Origin of the sequence: Pseudomonas sp. R84 (assembly GCF_009834515.1) — a bacterium.
GTDB lineage: Bacteria > Pseudomonadota > Gammaproteobacteria > Pseudomonadales > Pseudomonadaceae > Aquipseudomonas.
Window position 1 is genome coordinate 538,705 of sequence record NZ_CP019426.1, and the last position, 25,506, is coordinate 564,210.

Annotated in this window: 17 protein-coding genes and 1 pseudogene; 9 read left to right on the plus strand and 9 right to left on the minus strand. The window is 59.0% G+C overall.

The features are described 5' to 3' along the window. Window positions 1-13: 13 nt before the first annotated feature. Window positions 14-448, minus strand: a complete 435-nt coding sequence (trxC, locus tag PspR84_RS02470; RefSeq protein ID WP_160055175.1) for a thioredoxin TrxC — start codon at window positions 446-448, stop codon at window positions 14-16. A 195-nt stretch (window positions 449-643) separates the two neighbouring features. Between trxC and PspR84_RS02475 the strand changes: the two genes are divergently transcribed. Next, a complete protein-coding gene (locus PspR84_RS02475) occupies window positions 644-940 on the plus strand; it encodes a type II toxin-antitoxin system HigB family toxin (RefSeq protein WP_160055178.1) in 297 nt (98 codons plus the stop codon). Then, complete coding sequence (locus PspR84_RS02480) at window positions 937-1,338, plus strand: transcriptional regulator (RefSeq protein WP_095047236.1); 402 nt, start codon at window positions 937-939, stop codon at window positions 1,336-1,338. The genes PspR84_RS02475 and PspR84_RS02480 overlap by 4 nt, the downstream gene beginning before the upstream one ends. Before the next feature lie 7 nt (window positions 1,339-1,345). Here PspR84_RS02480 and PspR84_RS02485 read toward each other — a convergent pair whose 3' ends face one another. The 4 genes from PspR84_RS02485 to PspR84_RS02500 all read right to left on the minus strand — a co-directional run bounded on the left by PspR84_RS02485 (window position 1,346) and on the right by PspR84_RS02500 (window position 9,935). Then, window positions 1,346-2,809 carry a YdiU family protein gene (locus PspR84_RS02485; protein ID WP_160055181.1) on the minus strand — a complete coding sequence of 488 codons (1,464 nt, stop codon included), beginning with the start codon at window positions 2,807-2,809 and terminating at the stop codon, window positions 1,346-1,348. Window positions 2,810-2,857: 48 nt separating this feature from the next. Next, window positions 2,858-6,211 (minus strand): mechanosensitive channel MscK, encoded by a 3,354-nt coding sequence (gene mscK / locus PspR84_RS02490; protein WP_160055184.1) that lies wholly within the window; start codon window positions 6,209-6,211, stop codon window positions 2,858-2,860. A 34-nt stretch (window positions 6,212-6,245) separates the two neighbouring features. Continuing rightward, on the minus strand, window positions 6,246-7,988 hold the full coding sequence (locus PspR84_RS02495; RefSeq protein WP_016983888.1) for a potassium/proton antiporter: 1,743 nt from the start codon (window positions 7,986-7,988) through the stop codon (window positions 6,246-6,248). Window positions 7,989-8,309: 321 nt separating this feature from the next. Next, window positions 8,310-9,935 carry a methyl-accepting chemotaxis protein gene (locus tag PspR84_RS02500; protein WP_034151712.1) on the minus strand — a complete coding sequence of 542 codons (1,626 nt, stop codon included), beginning with the start codon at window positions 9,933-9,935 and terminating at the stop codon, window positions 8,310-8,312. 278 nt (window positions 9,936-10,213) lie between these two features. Here PspR84_RS02500 and PspR84_RS02505 point away from each other — a divergent pair, with 278 nt between their 5' ends. The 3 genes from PspR84_RS02505 (at window position 10,214) to PspR84_RS02515 (ending at window position 12,780) form a co-directional block, all read left to right on the plus strand. After that, entirely contained in the window at window positions 10,214-10,444 is a 231-nt protein-coding gene (locus PspR84_RS02505) for a hypothetical protein (protein WP_016987570.1), read from the plus strand. Next, on the plus strand, window positions 10,441-10,743 hold the full coding sequence (locus PspR84_RS02510) for a cell division protein ZapA (protein ID WP_064117128.1): 303 nt from the start codon (window positions 10,441-10,443) through the stop codon (window positions 10,741-10,743). The genes PspR84_RS02505 and PspR84_RS02510 overlap by 4 nt, the downstream gene beginning before the upstream one ends. Before the next feature lie 99 nt (window positions 10,744-10,842). Next, window positions 10,843-12,780 (plus strand): methyl-accepting chemotaxis protein, encoded by a 1,938-nt coding sequence (locus PspR84_RS02515; protein ID WP_160055187.1) that lies wholly within the window; start codon window positions 10,843-10,845, stop codon window positions 12,778-12,780. Window positions 12,781-12,843: 63 nt separating this feature from the next. On the opposite strand, the gene PspR84_RS02520 is transcribed toward PspR84_RS02515, so the two are convergent. The 4 genes and pseudogenes from PspR84_RS02520 to putA form a co-directional block, all read right to left on the minus strand. Next, window positions 12,844-13,557, minus strand: a complete 714-nt coding sequence (locus PspR84_RS02520; RefSeq protein ID WP_160055190.1) for a hypothetical protein — start codon at window positions 13,555-13,557, stop codon at window positions 12,844-12,846. A 176-nt stretch (window positions 13,558-13,733) separates the two neighbouring features. Continuing rightward, a complete protein-coding gene (locus tag PspR84_RS02525) occupies window positions 13,734-15,536 on the minus strand; it encodes an acyl-CoA dehydrogenase (RefSeq protein WP_160055193.1) in 1,803 nt (600 codons plus the stop codon). A 117-nt stretch (window positions 15,537-15,653) separates the two neighbouring features. Further along, a pseudogene (locus tag PspR84_RS29550) lies at window positions 15,654-15,764 on the minus strand (metal ABC transporter ATP-binding protein); the annotation flags it as partial. Between the two features lie 33 nt (window positions 15,765-15,797). Further along, entirely contained in the window at window positions 15,798-19,751 is a 3,954-nt protein-coding gene (gene putA / locus PspR84_RS02530; protein ID WP_160055196.1) for a trifunctional transcriptional regulator/proline dehydrogenase/L-glutamate gamma-semialdehyde dehydrogenase, read from the minus strand. Between the two features lie 458 nt (window positions 19,752-20,209). On the opposite strand from putA, the gene putP reads away from it, so the two are divergent. The 4 genes from putP to PspR84_RS02550 all read left to right on the plus strand — a co-directional run bounded on the left by putP (window position 20,210) and on the right by PspR84_RS02550 (window position 25,412). Then, on the plus strand, window positions 20,210-21,694 hold the full coding sequence (gene putP / locus PspR84_RS02535) for a sodium/proline symporter PutP (RefSeq protein WP_160055199.1): 1,485 nt from the start codon (window positions 20,210-20,212) through the stop codon (window positions 21,692-21,694). Between the two features lie 352 nt (window positions 21,695-22,046). Further along, entirely contained in the window at window positions 22,047-24,062 is a 2,016-nt protein-coding gene (locus PspR84_RS02540) for a type VI secretion system tip protein VgrG (RefSeq protein ID WP_160055202.1), read from the plus strand. After that, the gene (locus tag PspR84_RS02545) at window positions 24,052-24,765 is read left to right on the plus strand and encodes a DUF4123 domain-containing protein (RefSeq protein WP_160055205.1); all 714 of its coding nucleotides are present in this window, start codon (window positions 24,052-24,054) and stop codon (window positions 24,763-24,765) included. Before PspR84_RS02540 ends, PspR84_RS02545 begins: the two co-directional genes overlap by 11 nt. Window positions 24,766-25,094: 329 nt before the next feature. After that, window positions 25,095-25,412 carry a hypothetical protein gene (locus PspR84_RS02550; protein ID WP_160055208.1) on the plus strand — a complete coding sequence of 106 codons (318 nt, stop codon included), beginning with the start codon at window positions 25,095-25,097 and terminating at the stop codon, window positions 25,410-25,412. Window positions 25,413-25,506 lie beyond the last annotated feature (94 nt).

The window sequence follows — 25,506 nt, forward strand, 5'->3', positions numbered from 1 at the left end:
GTTTGGCGGTGTGTCAGATCCCTTGGCTACGCAGCCACGCCATCAATTGCGGCAACGGCAACGCGCCACTCTGCCGCGCCACTTCCTTTCCGTTCTTGAAAAGAATCAGACTCGGAATCGAGCGAATCCCCAACTGCGCCGACAACTGCTGATTCGCTTCACTATCAAGCTTGGCCAAGCGGCACTTGCCCGCCAGCTGCGCCGCCGCCTGCTCGAACACCGGCGCAAATGACTTGCACGGCCCACACCATTCCGCCCAGACATCAACCAACAGCGGTAAATCCCCCTTGATCTGGCTGGCGTAGTCGCCTTGCTTGAGTTCGAACGGTTTGCTCGACAGCACGGCGGATTTGCAGCGTCCGCACTTGGGCTGGTCCGCGAGGCGCTCGGCAGGGATGCGGTTGAGGCCGTTGCAGGAGGGGCAGGGGATGAGGAGTGGGGTGGTCATGAGCGAAATCCGGAATTGAGCTGATAACACCTAGTTGGAGACGTTTGCTCATATTTTCAATCGTGCAGGCTCTCGCGTTGTGCCTAGGCTGAAGACGCAGCAGGCCAATCCATTGGTCTGCCTAGTTTTATCGCAACTTGCGATATTTTTGGTTTGTGATTAACTCCCCATAGCAGAATGCGATAAGGATGTTGCATGCATGTGTTCAGTGAAAAACCCATTCGACAGGCCAAGGAGCAATGGCCACAAGCAGCAAGTGCTCTGGCGCAGTGGTTTCGTTTGGCGAGCAGAATTTATCCAAAGGATTTTTCAGCGATGAAATCGATATTTCCTGCGACCGACAAGGTTGGCGAGTTTCATGTCTTCGATATCGGTGACAATAAATTGAGACTGATTGCTTTTGTCAGTTATCGCTCTCAGAGACTCTACATAAAGCATGTGATGGATCACCGCGAATATGACCGCGGTAAATGGAAGGAGGGTAGGGTATGAATGCTTTGATTAAAACGGTTGTCGAGCACTGGGAATTTGTCTCTCCAGTGGTTCGGAAACCGAAAAACGAAGACGACTACGATGCTTTGGTATTGGCAGTCGACGAACTGCTGGAAATTACCGGCGATGATGAGTCGCACCCGTTGATGAGCTTGGTCGACATCATCGGTGACTGGATCGAAGAATGGGATCACACCCATCACCCCATGGCCCAGGCAAGTGGCGAAGAGGTTCTCGGTTACATGATGCGTGAGCACGGCCTGACTCAGAGCGACTTGCCGGGTGTTGGTACTCAGTCGGTTGTTTCGGAGATTTTGAACGGCAAGCGCAAGCTTAACTTGCGCCAGATTCGTTGGTTGGCAGAGCGCTTCAATGTGCCAATCGATGTGTTTACCTGATGCTGGTTCAAGACGAACAACTGATCTCCAAATGCTTGCCCCACTCCGGCGGCCGCTCGGCATAACCGTCCATCCCCGGCTGCTTTTCAAACGGTTTGCTCAGCACCGCGTGCAGCCGGCGTACTTCTGAGTAATCCCCTTGCTCAGCCGCATCGATGGCTTTTTGCGCCAGGTAATTGCGCAGGATGTATTGCGGATTGACCGCATGCATCCGCGCTTGGCGCTGCGTTTGATCAGCATCGCCATCGCGGGCAACCCGGGCGACGTAGCGTTCACCCCAGGCATCAAAACCCTTGATGTTGACGAAGTCATCACGCAACCGGGCGACGGCCTGTTCGGCCGACTTTTCACCGAGTCGGCGGAAGAACAGCGTGTAGTCGACGCCGCTGTTCTGCATCAGTTGCAGTAGGTCTTCCAGCAGCTTCTGGTCTTCGTCTTCAGCGGTAGTGAAGCCGAGGCGGCGGCGCATCAGGTCGAGGTAGTGCGCCTGGAACAATGGCAAATACAAGCCGAGGGTTTCGCGCAGGGCTTCAACACTGATGAACGGCGTCAACGCTTGAGCCAATGCACTGAGGTTCCACTGGCCAACCGGCACCTGATTGCTGAACGAGTAGCGGCCCTGATCATCGGAGTGGTTGCAGATGAAGTTGGTGTCGAAATCATCGAGGAAGGCAAACGGGCCGAAGTCGAAGGTGATGCCAAGGATCGACATGTTGTCGGTGTTCATCACGCCGTGACAGAAGCCATAGGCCTGCCACTTGGCAATCAGTTCGGCGTTGCGTTCGACGATTTCGCGGAACATCGCCAGATACGGTTCCGGCTGTTCCAGACATTCGGGAAAGTGCATCGCCAATACGTGTTCGCCCAGCTGCTTTTGCTGCTCGGGACGCTTGGTGTAATAGAAGTATTCGAAGTGGCCGAAGCGGATGTGGCTCGGCGCCAGACGCAGCACCATCGCTGCGCGTTCCTGCTTTTCACGCCAGACCGGGGTGTCGGAGCCGATCACACAAGCCGCGCGCGACGAAGGAATGTTCAACGCGTACAACGCTTCGGAAGCAAGGAATTCACGGATCGACGAACGCAGCACCGCACGGCCATCACCCATACGCGAAAACGGCGTCTGCCCGGCGCCCTTGAGGTGCAAGTCCCAATGCTCGCCGGCAGTGTTGTAGACCTCGCCGAGCAGCAAGCCCCGACCGTCACCAAGTTGCGGCGTGTAGCCACCGAACTGATGCCCGGAGTAGACCATCGCCCGTGGTTCGGCATCGGCCCACAGCTTGTGGCCGCCGAACAGTTCAGCAAACTCTTGGGTTTCGGCGGTCGCCGGGTCGAGATCAAGCAGGGCCAGCGCCGCCGGGCTCGCGACGACCAGGCGCTGATGGTCGATCGGCTCGGGCAGCACATGGGCGGAGAACGCATCGCCCAGGCGGGCGAAGCGATTATCGAAGGTCAGTTCGTCGAGGGCTTTCAAGGGCCGGCTCCAGCAGAATGTCCGAGCATTCTGCTGGGTATAGGCCGGTTAGTCGAGTTTGGCCGGCGGCGGCTCTTGCAGCGGTTTCTGATCGTCGGCGACCGGCACGATGGTTTTCGTTTCCGGTTCGATCGGCACCATCTTGTATTCCTGACCGTGCAGGTTCTTCAGGTAAACCTCCATCTGGCGGAACGAGATGTTGATGTGCTGCTTCTTGAACTCGCGGTTGATGAAGCGGTTGACCTCATCGAGTACCGGGTTACGGTCACCGAGGTCGCGCACGTGCATGCGCAATTCGTGGTCGAGGGTGCTTTCGCCGAAGTTGAGGAAGTACACGTGCGGCTCGGGTTCCTTGAGCACGCGCGGGTTCTCGCGGGCAGCCTTGAGCAGCAGTTCCTTGACCAGATCCAGGTCCGAGCCGTAATCGACGCCGAGTTTCAGCGTGACGCGGGTGATGGTGTCGGTCAGCGACCAGTTGATCAGTTGCCCGGTGATGAACGTCTTGTTCGGGACAATGATGTCCTTGCGGTCGAAGTCGGTAATGGTCGTGGCGCGGATGCGGATCTTGCTCACCGTGCCCGACAGGTTGCCGATGGTGATGGTGTCACCGATCCGTACCGGGCGTTCGAAGAGGATCATGATGCCGGAGATGAAGTTCGCAAAGATCTCCTGCATGCCGAAACCGAGGCCGACCGACAGCGCCGCCACCAGCCATTGCAACTTGTCCCAACTCACGCCGAGGGTCGACAGGGTCGAGACGAAGCCGACGCCAGCGATCACGTACGACAGCAACGTCGTGGTCGCGTAGGCACTGCCCTGAGCCAGATTGAGCTTGGACAGCACAAACACTTCGAGCAGGCCGGGCAAGTTGCGCGCGAGGGCGAAGGTGATGCCGATGATGATCAGCGCGCCGAGCATGTCGCCGATGCTGATCGGCACCATGCTCATGTTGGCGCCGGTGCCGCTGGTGTATTCGTAGAGGGTGATGTTGTCGAGGTAGGAGAACACCGAAATCAGGTCCGACCAGACCCAGTAAAGCGCGGCAATGAAACCGCCGAGCAGGGCCAGACGGATCAGGCGCAGGGACTGCTCGTTGACCTTTTCGATGTCCAGCGTCGGCTCTTCGATCACCGCTTCGCCGTCGCCAGCCTCTTTTGCGGCCTGACGTTTGGCCAGGGCGCGTTGATAGGCCAGGCGTCGCGCGGCAACGCTCAGGCCACGGACGAAAGTCGCTTCGATCACCAGCCAGAACATCAGCAGGTACAGGGTGTTGATCAAGCGGTCGCTGAGTTTCAGCGCGGTGTAGTAGTAGCCGAAGCACACCGCCACGAACAACGCGATCGGCAGCAGGGTGAACATCACACCGACGGCCTTGCGGAACAACGAGGTGTTCTCGTGGGCCGGGCTGCTGATCAGTAGACGGCTGAGCAGCCATGCCATCAAGGCGTAGCAAGTCAGCACCACCGGCATGCCGAGCACATCATCGGCCAGGGCCGCCGGTTGCAATTCGGCGACGGCAACAATGGTCACCAGCGCCATGACCACCAGACCCAGTCGACGGATCCAGCCTTGCAGGAATTCAACCTGAGGTTTCTCCCAACGGAAGTGCAGTTCCGCCACGCCGCCCGGCGCCAGAATCCGGTAAGCGGTGTAGAACACCAGCCACGCCTGACCCATTTGCAGCAAAGCCGCGCCCATGTTGGCGTTCTGTCCGCGCGCGTCGATCTGCAACGCCAGACCACACAAGGCCAGGCCCAACGCGACCGGCATCGCCAACAGAATATTGATCAGAATCGCCTGCGGCGTGTGCCACTGGCTGTCACGCTTGAAGTGGCCGATGTCCTGGTGAACTTTGTTCAGCCGCGCGTACAGATTTTTGCGCCGCCACAGCAGTGCGCCGATCAACAGTGCCAGCGGCAGGAACAGCAACGGACGCTGAGTCAGGCCGTCGGTCAGCTCGCTGAGGCTGGAGGCCCACGGCAGGGTGTCGACCTGGCGTTTCAGGCGCTCCGGCACCGCGCGCATCCATTCCAGATCCAGCGGCTTGTTGCTCGGAATCCAGAACATCTGCTCATCGAGCGTCGCACGCAGCCCCTGCGCGGTGCTCAGCAGTTGTTTCTGATTGAGTTGCAGGGTGATCGACTCGTTGAGCATGGCGCTCAGTTCGCGATTCAGTCGCTCCAGCAGGTCGGCGCGGGTGTTGGCCAGCTCCAGCAGGTTTTTGCGCAATTGCGGGGTGACCTGCTCCGGCGGCTGAGTGGCCAGCAAATTGTCGACATAGGCGGCGGGATTGCTCAGTTGCTCACGCTGCTGGCTGACGTCGAATTGCCACAAGCGAATGTCGGCGATCTGATCCGCCAGGTCGCGGTCGACCTTGAGTCGCGGAAGGGCTTGTTTCTGTTTGTAGAGAATCTTCGACAGCAGCAGGCTGCCCTTGAGCACGCTGATCTGCTCGTCCAGCGCTGAATCGCTTTGGGTCAGGCTGTCGAGCTGTTGTTTGGTCTGCAGATTCTGCTGGGTGACTTCGTTGAGGCGGTCAGTGCTTTTCAGCAGGTAGTCGGAGAGTTTGAGGTTGGCCGTGCTTTCGATGGCCAGCAGACTGCTGCTACCGGCCTTCTGCGCTTCGATCGACTGCTGGGTCACGGTTTCCTGCGACTGCGCCAGACGCTTCTGGTTGATCAGGGTTTGCAGTTCCTGGATCTCGCGGTCGAGGCGGTCGGACTTCTCCGAGAGCAAGTCATGCTGAGCGTTGCCCAGATCCTGCAACTGGCTGTTGCCGGCCAGCTCCTGACGGCGCAACGGAATCAGCGCATTCAGCGCCGCCAGTTCGGCGTTCAACTGGTCGCGCTGCTCGGCGGTGACGGTTTTACCCGCGTCCTTGCCGGACTTGAGGATGTTGTTGATCTGCTGGATGCGCGTCTGGCTGGCGGAAATCTCTGCCTGAGCACGCTCGGGGCGCGTCTGTGCGGTGATGATCAGGCTGTTGGCGTCGGCGAGGGCTTTTTGCAGGTCACTTTGCTGAGTCGAGCGATCGGTGAGGATTTGCTCCAGTTGCTGAATCGACTCTTTGGGAAAACGCTGTGCCACCGGCACCACGGCCGTAGCCTTGAGGCGCGTCAGTTCGCGGGTGCTTTCAATCGTCTGCTTGGGCGCGCTCGCCAGTTGCTGCTTGAGATCGATCAGTTTCTGCTCGTAATCACGCTGGTTGTTCAGCTGATTGAGCGTGTTCTGCAGGACGGTCTGCAGGGTCTTCTTATCGGCATCCGGCAGTTTGCTGTCGGCCAGTTTGTCGAGACTGGCCTGCACGGCGTCGCTGGACGGTGGTTCGGCGGCGTACAGCGGGCCGACAGTAAGACTCAGGCCCAGCAGGGCCGCGGCGAAAAAGGAGCGCAGGGTAGGCATAGAGACCGGTCAAGCAAGTGAGAGTGGACGCAGTTTAGAGGAAGAGTCCGGGGCCCGGGCGACTTCCTTCGGGGAATCTGACGCCCACTTTGCCGATCTTGTTCCCGTCCATGACCGCAACCGTCCAGTGGGTGTTGTTCCACTCCACCTGGTCACCGACGATCGGCGCACCGCCGACTTTCTGTGCAATGAAGGCGCCCAGGGTCATGTCTGGATCGATGCCTTCGGCCGGCAACCCGTAGAGCGCCGCAACCGCTTTAAGCTGGGCGTCTCCTTCCAGCACGAAATCACCGAAGAAGCGCAGATCGAGACCCCGTTGCGGCGCTTGGCTGAAGAGTTTTCCGAGGGCGCCGAGGTTATGTTCATGGCCGATAACGCACAGCAAATCATCGACTTCCAGCACCGTACTACCCGACGGATGGAGCAGTTGCTGGCCACGAAACAGGGCCGCGATACGTGTGCCTTCGGGCATTTTCAGTTCGCGCAGGGGCGAACCGATGCACCATTTTTCCGCGCCGAGCTTGTAAACGAACAACTCCCACTCGCTGGTGACGTGGACTTCCAGCGCCGCGCGGGAAATCGGCGCAGGCTCCGGCGGTACGGTCACCTTCAACAGCTTGGCCACCCACGGCAGGCTCGTGCCCTGCACCAGCAGCGACACCAGCACGATGAAGAACGCGAGATTGAAATACAGCTGCGCATTCGGCAGCCCGGCCATCAGCGGGAACACCGCGAGAATGATCGGTACCGCGCCGCGCAGGCCTACCCAGGAAATAAACGCTTTCTCGCGGCCATGGAAGGCCTTGAACGGCAGAAGGCCGACCATCACCGACAGCGGCCGCGCAAACAGAATCATCCACAGTGCCAGACCGAGAGCGGGCAGGGCTATCGGCAGCAAGTCGTGCGGGGTCACGAGCAGCCCCAAGACCAGGAACATGCCGATCTGCGCCAGCCATGCCATGCCGTCGAGCATGTGCAGAATGCCGTGGCGACTGCGCACCGGACGGTTACCAATCACCAGACCGCACAGATAAACCGCGAGGAAGCCGCTGCCGTGCAAGGCGTTGGTCAGGGCGAACACCACCAGACCGCCGGCAATCACCAGAATCGGATACAGACCGGCCGCCAGATTGATGCGGTTGACCAGTTGCAGCATCAGCCAGCCACCGCCGAGACCGATCACACCACCGATGCCGAACTCGCGGATCAGGTGGGTCAACAGGCTCCAGTGCAGACCGGTCTGGCCGCTGGCGAGCATGTCGATCAGAGTGACAGTGAGAAACACCGCCATCGGGTCGTTGCTGCCGGATTCGATTTCCAGACTGGCGGTGACCCGTTCGTTCAAGCCTTTGCCGCCGAGCAGTGAAAACACCGCTGCGGCATCCGTTGAACCGACGATGGCGCCGATCAGCAGGCCTTGGATCAGGTTCAGATCGAACAGCCACGCGGCAGCCATGCCGGTCAGCCCGGTGGTGATCAACACGCCGACCGTGGCCAGCGACAGCGCCGGCCACAAGGCCACGCGGAAACTCGACACCCGCGTACGCAAGCCGCCGTCGAGAAGGATCACCGCCAGGGCGAGGTTGCCGACCAGATAGGCCGTCGGGTAGTTATCGAAAATGATCCCGCCGCCATCGACCCCGGCGGCCATGCCGACCGCAAGAATAATGACCAGAATCGGAATGCCGAGACGGGAGGAGAGGGAGCTGACGAGAATGCTTGCGCCTACCAGCAACGCGCCGATCAAGAACAGGCTGTTGATGGTCGTCGCATTCAAAGGCAGTACTCCAGAAGCGTAAATACGGGCACAAACTGACCATGCAGTCTGCGTGCCAGCGATTCTAACCTGTTGAAATGTGATGCTGTCAAAAAGCTTTTTCAGCGGAGCATCAGGATTTGTGTTCGGCGGGCGATTGCTGCCCTCACCCTAGCCCTCTCCCGGAGGGAGAGGGGATCGACCGCGGTGTTTGTGCGAGGTACGCCGACCTGAAATATCGCGCCGAACTGAAAATCTGAAAGGCCCCCGATCTGCTCCCTTTCCCCCTCTCCCTCTGGGAGAGGGCTGGGGTGAGGGCGCTTTTGATCTTGATCTACTGAATCACAGGCTGAACCGCCCAACCATGTTGTTCAGGTCCAGCGCCAGACGCGACAGCTCATTGCTCGCCGCACTGGTCTGATTCGCGCCGGTCGCCGATTGCACCGACAAATCACGAATATTCACCAGATTGCGATCCACTTCCCGCGCCACTTGCGCCTGCTCTTCGGCGGCGCTGGCGATCACCAGGTTGCGCTCGTTGATTTCGACGATGGCGGTGTTGATGGTGTCCAGCGACATGCCGGCACCACGGGCGATGTTCAGGGTCGACTCGGCGCGCTCGGTGCTGTTGCGCATCGAATCCACGGCGTGTTCGGTGCCGCTCTGAATGCTGCCGATCATCCGCTCGATTTCGCTGGTCGACTGCTGGGTACGGTGCGCCAGGGCACGGACTTCATCTGCCACCACCGCAAAACCACGACCGGCCTCACCGGCACGTGCCGCTTCAATCGCTGCGTTCAGTGCCAGCAGGTTGGTCTGATCGGCCAGACCACGAATCACGTCTAGCACTTTACCGATATCACGGGATTCATTCGCCAGATCCCCGATCAGCGAAGCGGTGCTCTGCACATCAGCGCTCATGCGTTCGATCGCGCTGACGGTTTCCTGCACCAGATCACGGCCGTCGCCGGCAGACGTGGTGGCGTTTTTCGAAGCTTCCGAAGTGCTCACGGCGTTGCGCGCGACTTCTTCCACGGCGCTGGTCATTTCATTGACCGCAGTGGCCGCCTGTTCGATTTCATTGTTCTGCTGAGTCAGGCCGCGCGCGCTTTCGTCGGTGACGCTGTTCAGTTCTTCAGCCGCCGAAGCCAATTGAGTGGCCGAGCCGGAAATACGCTGCAGGGTGTCACGCAGCTTCGATTGCATCTTGGCCATGGCCGCGAGCAGACGTCCTGCCTCGTCTTCACCGTCAACGTGGATCGGTTGAGTCAGGTTGCCTTCGGCGATGGTTTCCGCAGCGTCCAATGCTTTGGAGATCGGCTTGGTAATGCTGACGGTCAGCAGCCAGGCGAAGAGGAAGGTCAGGCCAGTGGCGATCACCAACAACGTGACCACAAGGTTGAAAGACATCGAAAACTGATCGCTCGCGCCCTTATCCGTGTCGGCGATTTGCTGGGTGTTGATCTCCAGCAGGCGCGCCAGGGCGGTGTTCACCGCTTCCGAGTTGCTTAGCAAGTCCGAGTTGAGCATCTGCCTCAGTTCATCGATCTGATTGTTGCGCGACAGAGTTTTCATCCGGTCTTCGAGCTGGCGGTACTGCGCGAGCAACTGCACGTATTGATCGTAAGCCGCACGTTCTTGCGGGCCGTCGATCAACGGTTCGTAGGCGCGCTGGGCGTCGGCGATCTGCTTGTTGCGCAACTCGAACAGTTCGACAGTCTTTTGTTGAACGTCCGGTTCACGGTTGATCAGCAACCGATACGACAAAACGCGCAGGCGCAGAGTGAGTTGGGTGAATTCGTCGAGAGCCTTGATGGAAGGCACGCTGGCCGTCGCAATGTCTTCGCCTGCTGCGCGGATTTTGCTCATCTGATTCAGGGCGAACACGCCGAGAATCAGCATCAGGCCGCCGATCAGGGCGAAGCCGGTAAACGCCCGTGGGGCGATATTCATATTGCGGAGGGACATGGGCGGATACCAAGAGAGGGCCGCTTCCATGCGGGCTGAGACTGCGATATGGATGACTTATCGGTCATACGACTAAAGTCTTGAGGCACTGTGCGTATTTGTCGCAGAAGGGCTGGGGCGACGAAGTGCAGGAACCAGATCGGCAGATCACAGTCTTTAAAACTCGCAGGAACGATCCGCCACCAGGAAAATCAAGGCCTTGCGCCGGTTTAACCCTGGCATCCGTGGTGACTTTTCTTTATCGTACGCGCCCTTTGAAAAACGCTTGGAAGATCAAAATGTTGGAAGCATCCCTCAGCCAATTGGAACAGCTCGTCAGCGACCTGGTGCAACAGAACCAGAGCCTTGCGCAGACCAACCAGACCTTGTCCACGGAACTGGCCCAGGCCAAGGATGAAAACGAAAGCCTGCAACTGAACCTGATGGAGCAGGAAGAAAAGCACGGCGCCACCGCAGCCCGCATTCAAGCCCTGGTTGATCGCGTCAACGCAGGTCCTGTCAGCGCATGAACCACCACACAGCAGGGGTAAAAGTCGTCTCCATTCTCGGGGAGGACTATTCGATCAAGGCACCGGCCGGGGAAGAACAGACCCTGCTGGACGCGGCCATGATGCTCAAGGCAGCGCTGGATGACACCAAGCGCAAATACCCGACATTGATCGGTGACCGCTTGCTGGTGCTCGCGGCGATGAATCTGTGCTCGCAGCAGATTGAAATGAAGAAGCAGCACAAAGAAGAACTCGACCGTTACCAAGAGCAAGTCAGCGCCACGGTCGACACTATCGCCAAGACCATCAATCAGGGTTGATCGGGTTGCGCACAACCAAAGAATAGATTATCGATCGGGTTGTATACAATCGGCACGGCTGTTGCATTGTTTCGGCCACTTATTCTTTGGGGGTGCTCCATGCAGTTGTGGCGACGCAGTATTCAATGGCAGCTGATTCTCAGCATGGGCACCGCCCTGCTGGTCAGTATCCTGATCGTGGTTGGCATTTATACCCTGGTGGTCAACCGCCTCGCCCAGAGCTATCTGGTCGAGCAAGCGCTGCCATCGAGCATCGAAGCGACGCGCAACGATATCGAACGCATCCTTGTGCAACCGCTGACGGCGGCCAAAGATATCGCCAGCAATACGATGGTCCGCGACTGGCTCGCCTCAGGCGAAGACAGCAGCAAAACGGCGGGCTTCGCGCAGTATCTGGAAGGCATCCGCGCCGAACATAAAGCCTTTACCGCTTTGATCATCGGCACCGAATCCAATCATTACATCACCGAAAAAGGCCTGGATCGCACCCTCAGTCGTTCCAAACCGGCCGACGCGTGGTTCTATTCCTTCCTCGACAGCAATCAGCCGCGCACCCTCAATATCGACAACGACGGCGCCACCGGAGAATTGGCGCTGTTCATCGATCTGAAAGTCGAGCAGGCCGGTAAAGTGGTCGGCGTAGCCGGGCTTGGTTTGAGCATGAAAGAGCTGTCGGAGCTGATTCACAACTTCAGCTTTGGTCAGCGCGGCAAGGTCTATCTCGTGCGCTCCGACGGTTTGATCCAAGTGCATCCCGAAGCGCAGTTCAGCGGCAAACGCACCTTGAGCGAGCAGATTGGCGCCAATGCGGCGCAATCCGTCATGGGCCAGAAAACGGCGATCAGCAGCAGCTTCCAGAGGGATGGCGAAGACTTCCTCGCCTTCAGCCTGCCTCTGCGTGATCTGGGCTGGACCTTGGTGGCCGAAGTGCCGCAGTTGCAGATCTATGCCGAGGCCCGCAAGGCGATGTGGATGAGTGGCGGCATCGGTCTGGCGGTAGCGCTGGTGTGTCTCGCGTTGGTGGTGTGGCTGGCGCAAGGGCTGGTGCGGCCGATTCGTCAGGTAACAGCCGCGCTCGTAGCAATCGGTAGCGGCGGTGGAGATTTGACCCAGCGGTTAGATTCCAGCCGCGCCGATGAGCTGGGCGACCTCGCCCGCGGCTTCAACCGTTTCCTCGATAGCCAGCGCGGCATGATCGGCGAAGTGCTGACCACCAGCGAACGTCTGCGCACGGCTGTGGGGCAAGTGGCGAAAGTGGTGGAGAACACCGCTGAGCGTTCCGGCCGCCAGCAGGAAATGACCGACATGGTCGCAACTGCGGTTCACGAGATGGGCCTGACCGTGCAGGAGATTGCGCAGAACGCTGGTAACGCGGCACTCGCTTCGCAAACCGCGCGGGATGAAGCGATGCAGGCGCGGGAAGTGGTGGGCGGCTCGATCAAGCATATTGAAAGCATGTCGGATGAGATTGGCGTAGCGGCGGGTGCGGTCGGTGAGCTGGCACATCAAGTGGCCTCGATCGACTCTGTATTAGCAGTGATTCGTGGCGTGTCCGAGCAGACCAACCTGCTGGCACTTAATGCCGCCATCGAAGCGGCGCGCGCCGGGGACATGGGGCGCGGCTTTGCAGTTGTTGCCGATGAAGTACGCACCTTGGCGCGCCGCACTCAGGCATCCACCGATGAAATCCAGCAGATGATCGGCAGCCTCAAGCAAGGCGCGGAAAACGCCGTGTCGTCGATGCGCACCGGCCAGGCGGCAACCGGCACCGGGGTTGAGTCGAGCCAGCGCACTGGGGCTTCGTTGACGGCGATTACCGGTCAGGTCGAGCGCATCAGTGACATGAACCATCAAGTGGCGACGGCGACGGAAGAGCAGTCGGCGGTGACGGAAGAGATCAATCGCAATGTGCAGGGGATTTCCGATCTGGCGCGGGCGACGGCGGGGGAGGTCAGGGCTTGTCGTGAGGATTGTCAGATGTTGCAGAGGTTGGCGGATGATCTGGCGCGGCAGATGGGTGGGTTTCGCTTAAGTTAAACATATGGTTGTCCTATGCCGACGCACTGCAAAAGCGCGTCGGCTCTGGCTTGAGCAATGTGTTCAAAACAGCAGAATTTCCCGCCCATAAAAATCGATTTTGCCGATTGTCGTTAAATAAAACACTCGTTTCTCCTGGACAGTCCACACCTGCGAGCCTTCGTGATACTTGTCCCCAGTCGCGATCGTTCTGAACATATCGTAACTATCGAAATCCCTGACAGTGGCATAGATGTACTCGGAAGTAATTACCATGGCCTGGTAGAGGTCCTTGCCCTTTTTGATATAACGCTTTTCTGATACACGCGCTGCATTCGGTTCTTTCACCACGTCATTGAATCGTGCCGAGAAAATAAACTGTTCTTCGTTAAGAATGATGTAGGGATCAATCTCCAATGGTGCTGACTGGTCGCTCAAATCAGCCCCGCCATACACTACCGAGCGCCAATCACTGCCGACCTGGCGTGAAAACTCTTTGTAGGCAACACGATTATTTGTGTCATATCGGTCTTCTGCCGAAATGACCTGGAACATTTCTGCCGCTGTCGTTTCGAAGCCGGGCACAGCTTTATCAGGTGACGTTGTGATGCTGACAATTGATCTCTCATTAGAGAGATGCTGGTGATTCTTGCTGATGACGATGGACTCTTCTGAGTCCGTGTGCGTCCATTCAGTGCCGTTTCGCGTGCCAAACTGCGAAATTGAGGCGAGAACGCAATCGTCCCGCGTTACCAGTCCGGCAAGTTTGATGGTTTTTGCGGCCGCTTTGCTGTTCATGGCGTTCGCTCTTTTGTAGGGTAAGAAGAGGACGTTAAGTCCGAACTTGCCGGGCAAACTGCAAACTACATGTCAGGCGAATACAGCCTATCGCGCAGGGCTCATTTCCACACCTGTCAAACATGACAGGTGTGGAGCGCGTGATAATGTGTTTTGTCTGGGTAATGGCGCTGAAATCAGAACCATGCATCCTGCATTGCCAGGCACGTATCATCCCGCACCTCCAGCAATGCCAGTTCATGGTGGCAGCCCGGCACTTCCCACGTCAGGAAATACCGCGCCGCCTGCAGCTTGCCTTTATAGAAGTCAGCATCCACCACATTCCCCTTCGCTAACCCTTCTTCTGCACGAATCGCCTGTTCCAGCCAACGCCAGCCAATCATCGTGTGGCCGAACACCTTCAGGTACAACGCCGAGTTAGCCAGGCTGCTGTTGACCTTGCCCTGTGCCAGATCAGTCAATAAACCGATGGTCACCGTTTGCAGGCGTGCCACCAGTTTTTCCAGTGGTTCACGCAGTGCGGTCAGCGATTCATACGCCGTCGCGCGTTCAGCGGTGTTGGCGATCAGTCGAATCAGTTGCTTGAGCCCCGCGCCACCATTCTGTGCCAGTTTGCGTCCGAGCAAGTCCAGCGACTGAATGCCGTGGGTGCCTTCGTGAATTGGATTCAAGCGGTTGTCGCGGTAATACTGCTCGACCGGGTACTCGCGGGTGTAACCGTGGCCGCCAAGAATCTGGATCGCCAGTTCGTTGGCCTTGAGGCAGAACTCCGATGGCCAGGATTTGACGATCGGCGTTAGCAGATCCAGCAACTCATGGGCCTGTTTACGCTCGGTTTCAGACTCAAGCGTCGTGGTGTCATCGAAAAGCCGCGCTGCATACAGGCCAAGGTCAAACGCCCCTTCGACGTAGGATTTCTGCGTCAAGAGCATGCGTCTGACGTCCGCGTGCTGAATGATCGCCACCGGCGCGGTGGTCGGGTCCTTGCTATCCGCTACCCGGCCTTGCGGACGTTCGCGAGCGTATTCCAGCGAATACAGATACCCGGCATAACCGAGCATCACTGCGCCCATGCCGACGCCGATCCGCGCTTCGTTCATCATCTGGAACATGTAGCTCAGACCGCGATGCGGCTCGCCTACCAGATAGCCGACGCACTCACCGTTATCGCCGAAATTCAGCGCCGTCGAGGTGGTGCCGCGCCAGCCCATCTTGTGGAACAGCCCCGCCAGCAGCACGTCATTGCGTGGGCCGAGGCTGCCGTCATCGTTGACCAGAAACTTCGGCACGATAAACAGCGAAATGCCTTTGACGCCCGCAGGCGCGTCGGGCAGCTTGGCCAGGACCATGTGCACGATGTTTTCCGACAGCGAGTGATCGCCGCCGGAGATGAAGATCTTGTTGCCCTTGAGGCGATAAGTGCCGTCGGACGCCGGCTCGGCGCGCGTACGAATATCCGACAGGGACGAACCGGCATGGGGTTCGGTCAAGGCCATGGTGCCGAAAAAGCGGCCATCGATCATTGGCTGCAGGAAGCGCTGTTTCTGCTCGTCGGTGCCAAAGCTCTCGATCAGATTTGCCGCGCCCATGGTCAGGAACGGGTAGGACGTCGAAGCCGCGTTGGCCGACTGGAAATGCGCGAAGCAGGCTTGCGAAAGTAATGTAGGAAGTTGCATGCCGCCGGCGTCGAAACTTCTCGCGGCGTTGAGGAATCCAGCCTCGAGGAAGGCATCCACAGCCGGTTTCACCTCAGGAATCAGAATCGCCTGACCGTCTTCGTAGCGCGGTTCGTTCTCGTCGCCCTTGCGGTTGTGCGGCGCGAAGTACTTCTCGGCGATGTTGCGCGCGGTGCCGATGGCGGCGTCGAAGGTCTCGCGGTTGTGCTCGGCAAAGCGCTCACGCCGGGTCAGGCCCTCGGCATCAAGGACCTCGTACAGCTCGAAAGCCAGATTGCGGGAACTGAGCAGCGTCTCGGACATGGCGGCTTACCTGAAATTGGGGTTGGGCCGAGTCTAAGGCGGGGGAATAGTGGCTGAACAGGATGATTGATAAGCGTGATGTTGGAGCCGCGCGCCGACTTAACAGGCGCTCGAGAACAACTGTGGGAGCGAGCCTGCTCGCGAAAGCGGTGGGTCAGGCAACATTGATGTCGACTGACACTCCGTCTTCGCGAGCAGGCTCGCTCCCACAGGGGAAATGCATTCCAGGCGACCATTGCCGTCGCCTGGACTTACAGCGGTTTAGCCGATTGTCATCAAGCTGGCATTACCACCCGCCGCAGCAGTGTTAACGCTCAACGCGCGCTCGATCACCAGACGCTCCAGCGCAATGTTGGTCTCGCCCTGGGACAAGCCCTGAACCCCAACGATCGCGCCGGCACGCTTGGCAATCTGCTGGCAAACGCCGCGCAACTGGTCGGAATGGCCGTGATGCAGAACCGCATCGAACACCACCTCATCCTTGTTCCAGTCAGCAACCAGCTTGATCCGCGCCTGAATCTCCTTCGGCAGACGTGCGAACAATGCTTTGCTGATGTCGGACTCTGGCCATACCGCCGAACCGCCTACCGCGAGCACCGCCGCCAGTTGCGTCAGCAGATCACCTTCAACCTCCGCCAGGCACAGGACGTGCTCGCGCGGCAGAATCGCATAGCTGTTCTTCTCGCCAGTCGGGCCGGCCAGTACGCGGGTGATGCCGCTCTGCGATTGCGCAGCGTACTGCACGCACAGAGTGCTCAGGTCGGCGTATTTGTTGCTTTCAGCCCAGGCTTTCAGCGCGTTCAGTGGTTTGCTCATGGCATCGCGCAGACGAACATCCGGGGCCACGGCAGCATCACCGCGAGCGAAGGATTGTTCGATGGCGTCAGTAGGACGGGTCGCCAGCAAACGGTACAGATACAGCGGGCCACCGGCTTTCGGGCCAGTGCCCGAGAGGCCTTCGCCGCCGAATGGCTGCACGCCAACCACGGCACCAACGATGTTGCGGTTAACGTAGACGTTGCCGGCGTTGACGTTGTCGATCACCTTGGCGATGGTCTCGTCGATACGCGTGTGCACGCCCAGCGTCAGGCCATAACCGGAAGCGTTGATCTGAGCGATCAGTTGATCGATCTCTTTACGCTTGTAGCGCACCACGTGCAGCACCGGGCCGAAGATCTCGCGTTGCAGCTCGTCGAAGCTTTCCAGCTCGATCAGGGTCGGCATGACGAAGGTGCCGCGTTTGACTTCTTCGGTGTCAGCGATCGCCACTTGGTAGACGTTGCGACCTTTGTCGCGCATGCCTTGGATGTGCTTGTCGATGCCAGCTTTGGCTTCGGCGTCGATCACCGGGCCGATGTCCACGGACAGACGCTCCGGGTTGCCGAGACGGCTTTCCGCCATCGCACCTTTGAGCATTTCGATGACGCGATCGGCGGAATCTTCCTGCAGGCACAATACGCGCAGCGCCGAGCAACGCTGACCGGCGCTGTCGAAAGCTGAGGACACCACGTCGATGACGACTTGCTCGGTTAGAGCCGAGGAGTCGACGATCATCGCGTTCTGGCCACCGGTTTCGGCGATCAGCGGAATCGGACGGCCCTGGCTGTCGAGGCGGCCAGCGATGTTGCGTTGCAGCAGACGCGCGACTTCGGTGGAACCGGTGAACATCACGCCTTTGACGCGCTCATCGCCGACCAGACCGGCGCCGACGGTTTCACCGCGACCCGGTAGCAGTTGCAGCACGCCTTCCGGGATCCCGGCTTCAAGCAGCAAACGCACGGCTTGAGCCGCCACCAGCGGAGTTTGCTCGGCAGGCTTGGCCAATACCGGGTTACCGGCAGCCAATGCCGCAGCGACTTGACCGCTGAAGATCGCCAGCGGGAAGTTCCACGGGCTGATGCACACCACCGGACCCAGTGGGCGGTGGGCGTCGTTACTGAAATCGTTGCGCGCCTGCACTGCGTAGTAACGCAGGAAATCGACTGCTTCGCGGACTTCGGCGATGGCGTTGGCGTAGGTCTTGCCGGCTTCGCGAGCCAGCAGGCCCATCAGCGGCTGGATCTCGCCTTCCATCAAATCAGCGGCACGTTCCAGAATCGCTGCGCGTTCGGCGGGCGGGGTGGCCTGCCAGATCGGCGCAGCGTTCAGCGCGCATTGAATGGCGTTGTCGACGTCTTCGACGGTAGCTTCCTGAACATGACCGACCACATCGCGGTGATCCGACGGGTTCAGCACCGCTGCCGGCGTTTCAGTGCTGGAAGCGCAACCGAGCATCGGCGCGGCTTTCCAGTCGTTGTGGGCAGTGGCCAGCAAAGCGCAGGACAGCGAAGCCAGACGATGTTCGTTGGCCATGTCGATGCCGCTGGAGTTGGCTCGCTCGGCGCCGTACAGGTCACGCGGCAGCGGAATGCGCGGGTGCGGCAGGCCGAATCCACCTTCCACGGTCGCCATCTGCTCGATCTGCGCCACCGGATCGGCCACCAGTTCCTGAATCGAAATCGACTGGTCGGCGATGCGGTTGACGAATGAGGTGTTCGCACCGTTTTCCAGCAAGCGACGTACGAGGTACGCCAGCAGCGTTTCGTGGGTACCGACCGGTGCGTACACGCGGCACGGACGGTTTAGCTTGCCTTCGGAAACTTTGCCTACAACTTGTTCGTAAAGCGGTTCGCCCATGCCGTGCAGGCACTGGAATTCGTACTGGCCGGGGTAATAGTTCTGACCGGCAATGTGGTAAATCGCCGACAGGGTGTGGGCGTTGTGCGTGGCGAACTGCGGGTAGATGACTTCCGGAACCGACAGCAGTTTGCGTGCGCAAGCGATGTAGGAAACATCGGTGTACACCTTGCGGGTGTAGACCGGATAGCCTTCCAGGCCTTCGACCTGGGCGCGCTTGATTTCGCTGTCCCAGTACGCGCCTTTCACCAGGCGGATCATCAGGCGATGACGGCTGCGGCGAGCTAGATCGATCACGTAGTCGATCACGTACGGGCAACGCTTCTGGTAAGCCTGGATCACGAAACCGATGCCGTTCCAGCCGGTCAGCTGCGGCTCGAAGCACAGGCGCTCAAGCAGATCCAGCGACAGTTCGAGACGGTCGGCTTCTTCGGCGTCGATGTTCAGGCCGATGTCGTATTGCTTGGCCAGCAGGGTCAGCGACAGCAGGCGCGGGTACAGCTCGTCCATCACACGCTCGTACTGTGCACGGCTGTAACGCGGGTGCAGCGCCGACAGCTTGATCGAGATGCCCGGGCCTTCATAAATCCCACGACCGTGCGAGGCTTTGCCGATCGAGTGGATGGCTTGTTCGTACGACGCCAGGTACTTCTGCGCGTCGTGTTCGGTCAGCGCCGCTTCACCGAGCATGTCGTAGGAATAACGGAAACCCTTGGCTTCGAACTTGCTCGCGTTGGCCAGCGCTTCGGCGATGGTTTCGCCGGTAACGAACTGCTCGCCCATCAGGCGCATGGCCATGTCGACGCCCTTGCGGATCATCGGCTCGCCGCTCTTACCGATGATGCGGCTCAGCGAAGAGGTCAGGCCCGCTTCGTTGTGCGTCGAGACCAGTTTGCCGGTCAGCAGCAGGCCCCAGGTCGCGGCATTGACGAACAGCGACGGGCTGTTGCCCAAATGCGGGTGCCAGTTACCGGTGCTGATCTTGTCGCGGATCAGTGCATCGCGAGTGCCTTTGTCCGGGATACGCAGCAGCGCTTCGGCCAGGCACATCAGCGCTACGCCTTCCTGGGACGACAGGGAAAACTCCTGCAGCAGACCCTGAACAATGCCTGCACGACCGCCGGCACTTTTCTGGTTGCGCAGTTTTTCCGCGATGGCTGCGGCGAGTTTGTTGGTGGCTTCAGCCATTGGCGCTGGCAGGCGAGCCTGCTCGATCAGCATCGGCACGACTTCCGGCTCTGGGCGACGGTAAGCGGCAGTGATCGAAGCGCGCAGAACGGATTGCGGCAGGATGCTTTCGGCGAATTCGAGGAAGCATTGGTGGGCGTGATCGGTGTGGACTTCGCCCGCCTCATCGGCGTCCTTGGCGGTCAAACCGTTCAGCTCGGTCAGGGTTGCACCACCCTCGAGTTTTTCCAGGTAATTGAAAATTGCCTGCTTGATCAGCCAGTGCGGCGTGCGATCAATCGAGGTTGCGGCGGCCTTCAGGCGTTCGCGGGTCGGGTCATCGAGTTTGACCCCAAGGGTGGTGGTAGCCATATTTTTATCCTCATGGTTGCCACAGTTGCGTGGCATCAGCTGGCGGCAAGATTAGCCGTGCGCCGAAAGAGGTGCAACCGGGTGCAACCCTTTTTTTGTCGGAATAATAGGCAGCTCGTCAGGAATTATTTTCTGGTACGAAAGTGCTGCTCACGCTTGGTGCTTTTGCTTCTAGCAAAGGGCCATGACTGCGACAAAAGGGAGCAAAAACGGGGTGATTGTCGATAATTCCGACTAGGTGCAACTAATTCTCACGAAACTGGTTGCACCTTATTTGATTTGTTGCATAGCATTCGCGCCCTAGGTGCAACCGGGAATAACCCGGTGTACCGGCTGATGGCTTTCCTGGGGAAACATCAGTCCTAAATGCGCGGGATCCCGGATCGTCTGCCAAACGTCGTCGTTTGCGTGCGGTTCACCACCGCCGCTACATAAAAACAAAGCCAGGGCGTAACTCAATGAGCGTAAGCAATCCAACCCTGATCACGTTCGTGATCTACATCGCAGCAATGGTGCTGATCGGCTTGATGGCCTATCGCTCCACCAACAACCTTTCTGACTATATTCTTGGCGGTCGCAGCCTCGGCAGCGTCGTCACCGCGCTGTCTGCCGGTGCCTCCGACATGAGCGGCTGGTTGCTGATGGGCCTGCCAGGCGCCATCTACATGTCCGGTCTGTCCGAAAGCTGGATCGCCATCGGTCTGATCATCGGTGCCTACCTGAACTGGCTGTTCGTTGCCGGCCGTCTGCGCGTGCAGACCGAGCACAACGGCGACGCCCTGACCCTGCCGGACTACTTCGCCAGCCGATTTGAAGACAAAAGCGGCCTGCTGCGGATCATCTCGGCGATCGTGATTCTGGTGTTCTTCACCATCTACTGCGCTTCCGGCATTGTGGCCGGTGCCCGTCTGTTCGAAAGCACCTTCGGCATGTCCTACGAGACGGCGCTGTGGGCCGGTGCTGCGGCGACGATTGCCTACACCTTTATCGGTGGTTTCCTGGCCGTGAGCTGGACCGACACCGTACAAGCCACGCTGATGATTTTTGCGCTGATCCTTACGCCGATCATTGTTCTGCTGGCCACCGGCGGCGTCGACACCACGTTCCTGGCCATCGAAGCGCAAGATCCAAGCAACTTCAACATGCTTAAAGGCACCACTTTTATCGGCATTATCTCGCTGATGGGCTGGGGTCTGGGCTACTTCGGTCAGCCGCACATCCTCGCGCGTTTCATGGCCGCGGATTCGGTGAAATCGATCGCCAAGGCGCGTCGCATTTCCATGACCTGGATGATCCTGTGCCTGGGCGGCACCGTGGCCGTGGGCTTCTTCGGCATCGCCTACTTCTCGGCACACCCGGAAGTGGCCGGTCCCGTGACCGAGAACCACGAGCGTGTGTTCATCGAACTGGCCAAGATCCTCTTCAACCCTTGGATTGCCGGTGTTTTGCTGTCGGCCATTCTGGCTGCGGTGATGAGCACCCTGAGCTGCCAGTTGCTGGTGTGCTCAAGCGCCCTGACCGAAGACTTCTACAAAACCTTCCTGCGTAAATCCGCCTCCCAGGTTGAACTGGTCTGGGTCGGCCGCGCCATGGTGCTGTTGGTTGCACTGATCGCGATCGCCTTGGCCGCCAACCCGGAAAACCGCGTACTGGGCCTGGTGTCCTACGCTTGGGCCGGCTTTGGTGCTGCGTTCGGTCCGGTTGTACTGATCTCGGTGATCTGGAAAGGTATGACCCGCGACGGCGCACTGGCCGGTATTCTGGTCGGCGCGATCACCGTGGTGGTCTGGAAGCATTTCGAACTGCTGGGTCTTTACGAAATCATCCCGGGCTTCATCTTCGCCAGCCTGGCCATCTACATCGTCAGCAAGATGGGCGAGCCGACCAGAGGCATGGTGCAGCGCTTCGAAGCGGCGGAAAAAGATTTCCACCTGAACAAGTGATTGTTCTGAGCTGAGGCTCACCCGAAAACGGCCCGTTTCCTACAGGATACGGGCCGTTTTTTTGTGCCTGTGATTTCTTGCCGACGCTGAAGAAACCTGTGGGAGCTGGCTTGCCAGCGATGAGGGCGGCACATTCAGAACATTCAGTAACTGACACATCGCTATCGCTGGCAAGCCAGCTCCCACAGGGTTCTATGGATGACTTGAGGGATTTGTCTGTAGTTGAAAGCGCCGCTTTTTGCAGGGTTTTTCGTCAATGAAGGTAGGGCAAATCTGATTTTCTCGTCACCCATTCATCCCCCGTTGCCCCTCATGCAGAATCGCCCGCCCTCACACTGCAGAGAGACATCGGATGTTCGCGCCTGCCAATCAACCGCGTTTCACGTTGACCCTCGAAGGCGCCCAACATGACCTCAAAGTCCTTGAGTTCACGGGCAAGGAAGCCATCAGTCAACCCTTTCGTTTCGAGCTGGAACTGGTCAGTGAACGACCGGATCTGGATCTCGAAAGCCTGCTGCATTGTCAGGCGTTTCTGAATCTGGATGCTCAGGGTTCCGGTATCCACGGTCAGATTTATCAGGTCGGGCAGGGCGATTCGGGGAAACGTCTGACGCGCTATCACTTAAGCCTCGTGCCACGTCTGACGTATCTGGGACACCGCATCAATCAGCGGATTTTCCAGCATCAGAGCGTGCCGCAAATTGTTGCGCAGGTGCTTAAGGACCACGCGATCCTTCGTGATGCTTTCGATTTTCGGTTAGGCAGTGAATACCCGGTTCGTGAGTATTGCGTGCAGTACGCCGAGAGCGATCTGGCGTTTATTCAGCGCCTGTGTGCCGAGGTGGGCATTCATTACCACTTTCAGCACAGCCCGCAAGGTCACCTATTGGTGTTCGGCGATGACCAGACCGTGTTCCCGCGTCTGGCCGAGCCGACGGTTTATCTGCCGGGCAGCGGCATGTCCGCTGGTGCGCCGGCGATTCAGCGTTTCAATGTTCGCGTGGAAACCCGCACCAGCGTGGTCACACGGCGTGATTACAATTTCATCAAGCCGCGACTGCAGTTGCAAAGTCGTGTCGACGCTGAGCAGCGCCCGGTGCTGGAGGACTATCACTTCCCTGGCCAATTCAATGATCGGGAGACCGGCAAGCATCTCGCCCAGCGCGCACTTGAGCGACATATCGCCGATTATCGTCAGGCCGAAGGCATCAGCGACGAATCCGCACTGGTTTGCGGACATTTCCTGCAACTGAGCGAGCATCCGCGCGACGGCTGGAATGACCTGTGGCTGTTGACCGCCGTTGAACACCACGGCCGTCAGCCGCAAGTACTGGAAGAATCGGTGACCAGCGATGGCGAGGGATTTCAGGGTTACCGTAATACCTTTCTCGCCACGCCGTGGGACGTGTTTTTCCGCCCGGCGCTGGGGCCGGAAAAACCACGCATGCCTGGTTATCAACCAGCGGTTGTGACCGGGCCGAAAGATACCGAAATCCACTGCGACGAGTACGGCCGGGTCAAGGTGCAACTGGCTTGGGATCGCGACGGTGAATTGAATGAGCATTCCAGTTGCTGGCTGCGCGTTGCCACTAATTGGGCGCACGACCGTTACGGCAGTGTGTTGATTCCGCGAGTCGGTATGGAAGTGCTGGTCGGTTTCATCGATGCCGACGCCGACAAACCTTTGGTCGTGGGCTGCCTGCCCAATGCCGCGACGCCGATTCCGCTGGATCTGCCGGCGGACAAGACTCGTAGCATTTTCCGCAGTCAGAGCAGCCCCGGCGGCGGTGGCTACAACGAACTGCGCATAGAGGATAAGAAAGGCGCTGAGGAAATCTATCTGCGCGCCCAGCGTAACTGGACGCAGCATGTGTTGAACGATCAACAGGTGCAGGTTGATAACCAGCGCAGCATCGTCGTCACCGGCACCGCGCGGCATGAGTTGAAGGCTGATGAACAGCGCATCACCCACGGTCAGCGCCAGACCGAAGTGAGGCAGGACGATCATCTGAGCGTGACCGGCGACCGTCATGTTCGCGTGAGTAATCAAGCGATCAGCGCCAGTGGGCAATTCCACGTCAGCGCTGGTCAGCAAGTGGTCATCGACGGCGGCGCGAGTGCGACGATTCAGGCTGGCGGGCAATGGATCAACATCGGCCCGGGTGGCATTTTCAGCAGCGTGCCGATTGTCGTGGGCGGCGCAGCGATGGCGGCGATGAGTGCCGCGCCGGTTGTACCGGGATTGCTGGAGAAACTCGCCGCCGCGCCGGCTGCCATGCTCACCGCTGCACAAATCATGAGTTTCAAGGGTGATGCGCCATTCTGCGAAGAGTGCGAGCGTTGCAAGGACGGTCTCTGTGCAGCCTGATTTTCTTTTGCCTGCCGATTGGTTGGCGCGCGAACCTTTGCAAGCATCCGAGCAATTGTTCGCGGTGTTCAGCAATGCCAGCGAGGCGAAGCCGCTTGAGGGTTGGCCAGACACGGCGAGCCCGATCTGGGCCGAGACGATCTATGCCGAGTGGGATGCGGTGATGCCTTACGTGGGAATTGTCGCCACCGACAGTGAGTTTCTGCATTGGGTTGCAACCAACGAGTCGCAGGATTGGGGGTGGCTGGCGGTGTCTGCGGCGAGTCTTGAAGAGGTGTTGGCGCACTTTCGCAGCCTCACCCAAGTGCTGTTGCCTGACGGCAAAACGGTGTTTTTTCGTTTCTGGGATGGGCGGTTTCTGTTGCCGATTCTTCAGGCCGATGAGGTGGATGCGGCGCAACTGTTTCCGCTGATCGGGCGTTGCTTGATCAATGGGCAGGCGCTGGATATCGGTGGCAGGGCGCAGGTTTCGGGGCGGATATTTCCTTGGTGGCAGGTGCCGGAATCGGTGCTGGCGCAGCAGGGCAATGACGTTCGAACAGCCAATGCGTTGCAGTGGTTGAGCGAAGAGTGTCCGGCAGTCTTCGAGGCCTTTCCCGAGGCGGTTTTGCGTTGCAAGGTCAGGCGGTTTTTTCAGGTTTCAATGTCGGAAGAATCGTCGCAATCGGTGTTGCTGGCGTTTTTGCTGGCAGAGTCGGAATGAGTTTTCGGGGCGAAGGTCTCGGACGATTCCTTCGAGTTGCGGCGGTTTTCATGAACTGGTGGGCGGTGGGTTGCAGGGATAGTCTTTTCGTTGTCACTGCGAGAGTGGTGACAGGGTGTAGGAGCCCTCTACCTGTGGTGCATCAGCGCTGTTGTTTGAATTGCGGCACGTAACTTGTGTGAGCAATGTCGTCAGCGGCGGCTGTGTGCGGGACACGCTTCGGCGTGGCCGAATTCCATGGGTCGGTTTCCTACTCCCGCGCACGGCTGCCACCCAATCCCGTAGGAAGGAATGCGGCAGTTCACTTTTACACTCTATGGAAGATAGAAATGACGACAATACGAACGGCTCCACCCTACGAAAAAATCATTCCCCATCCCGACAACCGCTTCATGGCCCTGACCGGCAATTGCAGCGACATGCCCACCCTGTTCATCGACACCCACGTGCCCCTCGACATCCTTATGGACGCCGCCAACCACCGCCTGCGCGCGGTGATCCAGGTCCTGGAAAACATGTGCATGCGCGGCTCGGTCGAATGCGACTCCGTCATCCTCAGCGATTTCGCCCAGCTCTGCGTGATTCCTCTGCGTGACGGCTGCGATGTGCTCGATGTCATCGGCAGGCGCCTGCGCGCCGCGCCATAAAAGCAAAGCCCCTCACCCTAACCCTCTCCCAGAGGGAGAGGGGACTGACCGAGTTGTCTGGGTGATGTACGCCGACCTGCGACTTCAGTGGTGA

Excerpts from the sequence above, each read along its gene's own strand:
- trxC (WP_160055175.1), bottom strand. The coding sequence starts at position 448 with ATGACCACCCCACTCCTCATCCCCTGCCCCTCCTGCAACGGCCTCAAC.
- PspR84_RS02475 (WP_160055178.1), top strand. The coding sequence starts at position 644 with ATGCATGTGTTCAGTGAAAAACCCATTCGACAGGCCAAGGAGCAATGG.
- PspR84_RS02480 (WP_095047236.1), top strand. The coding sequence starts at position 937 with ATGAATGCTTTGATTAAAACGGTTGTCGAGCACTGGGAATTTGTCTCT.
- mscK (WP_160055184.1), bottom strand. The coding sequence starts at position 6,211 with ATGCCTACCCTGCGCTCCTTTTTCGCCGCGGCCCTGCTGGGCCTGAGT.
- PspR84_RS02500 (WP_034151712.1), bottom strand. The coding sequence starts at position 9,935 with ATGTCCCTCCGCAATATGAATATCGCCCCACGGGCGTTTACCGGCTTC.
- PspR84_RS02505 (WP_016987570.1), top strand. The coding sequence starts at position 10,214 with ATGTTGGAAGCATCCCTCAGCCAATTGGAACAGCTCGTCAGCGACCTG.
- PspR84_RS02510 (WP_064117128.1), top strand. The coding sequence starts at position 10,441 with ATGAACCACCACACAGCAGGGGTAAAAGTCGTCTCCATTCTCGGGGAG.
- PspR84_RS02515 (WP_160055187.1), top strand. The coding sequence starts at position 10,843 with ATGCAGTTGTGGCGACGCAGTATTCAATGGCAGCTGATTCTCAGCATG.
- PspR84_RS02520 (WP_160055190.1), bottom strand. The coding sequence starts at position 13,557 with ATGAACAGCAAAGCGGCCGCAAAAACCATCAAACTTGCCGGACTGGTA.
- PspR84_RS02525 (WP_160055193.1), bottom strand. The coding sequence starts at position 15,536 with ATGTCCGAGACGCTGCTCAGTTCCCGCAATCTGGCTTTCGAGCTGTAC.
- putA (WP_160055196.1), bottom strand. The coding sequence starts at position 19,751 with ATGGCTACCACCACCCTTGGGGTCAAACTCGATGACCCGACCCGCGAA.
- putP (WP_160055199.1), top strand. The coding sequence starts at position 20,210 with ATGAGCGTAAGCAATCCAACCCTGATCACGTTCGTGATCTACATCGCA.
- PspR84_RS02540 (WP_160055202.1), top strand. The coding sequence starts at position 22,047 with ATGTTCGCGCCTGCCAATCAACCGCGTTTCACGTTGACCCTCGAAGGC.
- PspR84_RS02550 (WP_160055208.1), top strand. The coding sequence starts at position 25,095 with ATGACGACAATACGAACGGCTCCACCCTACGAAAAAATCATTCCCCAT.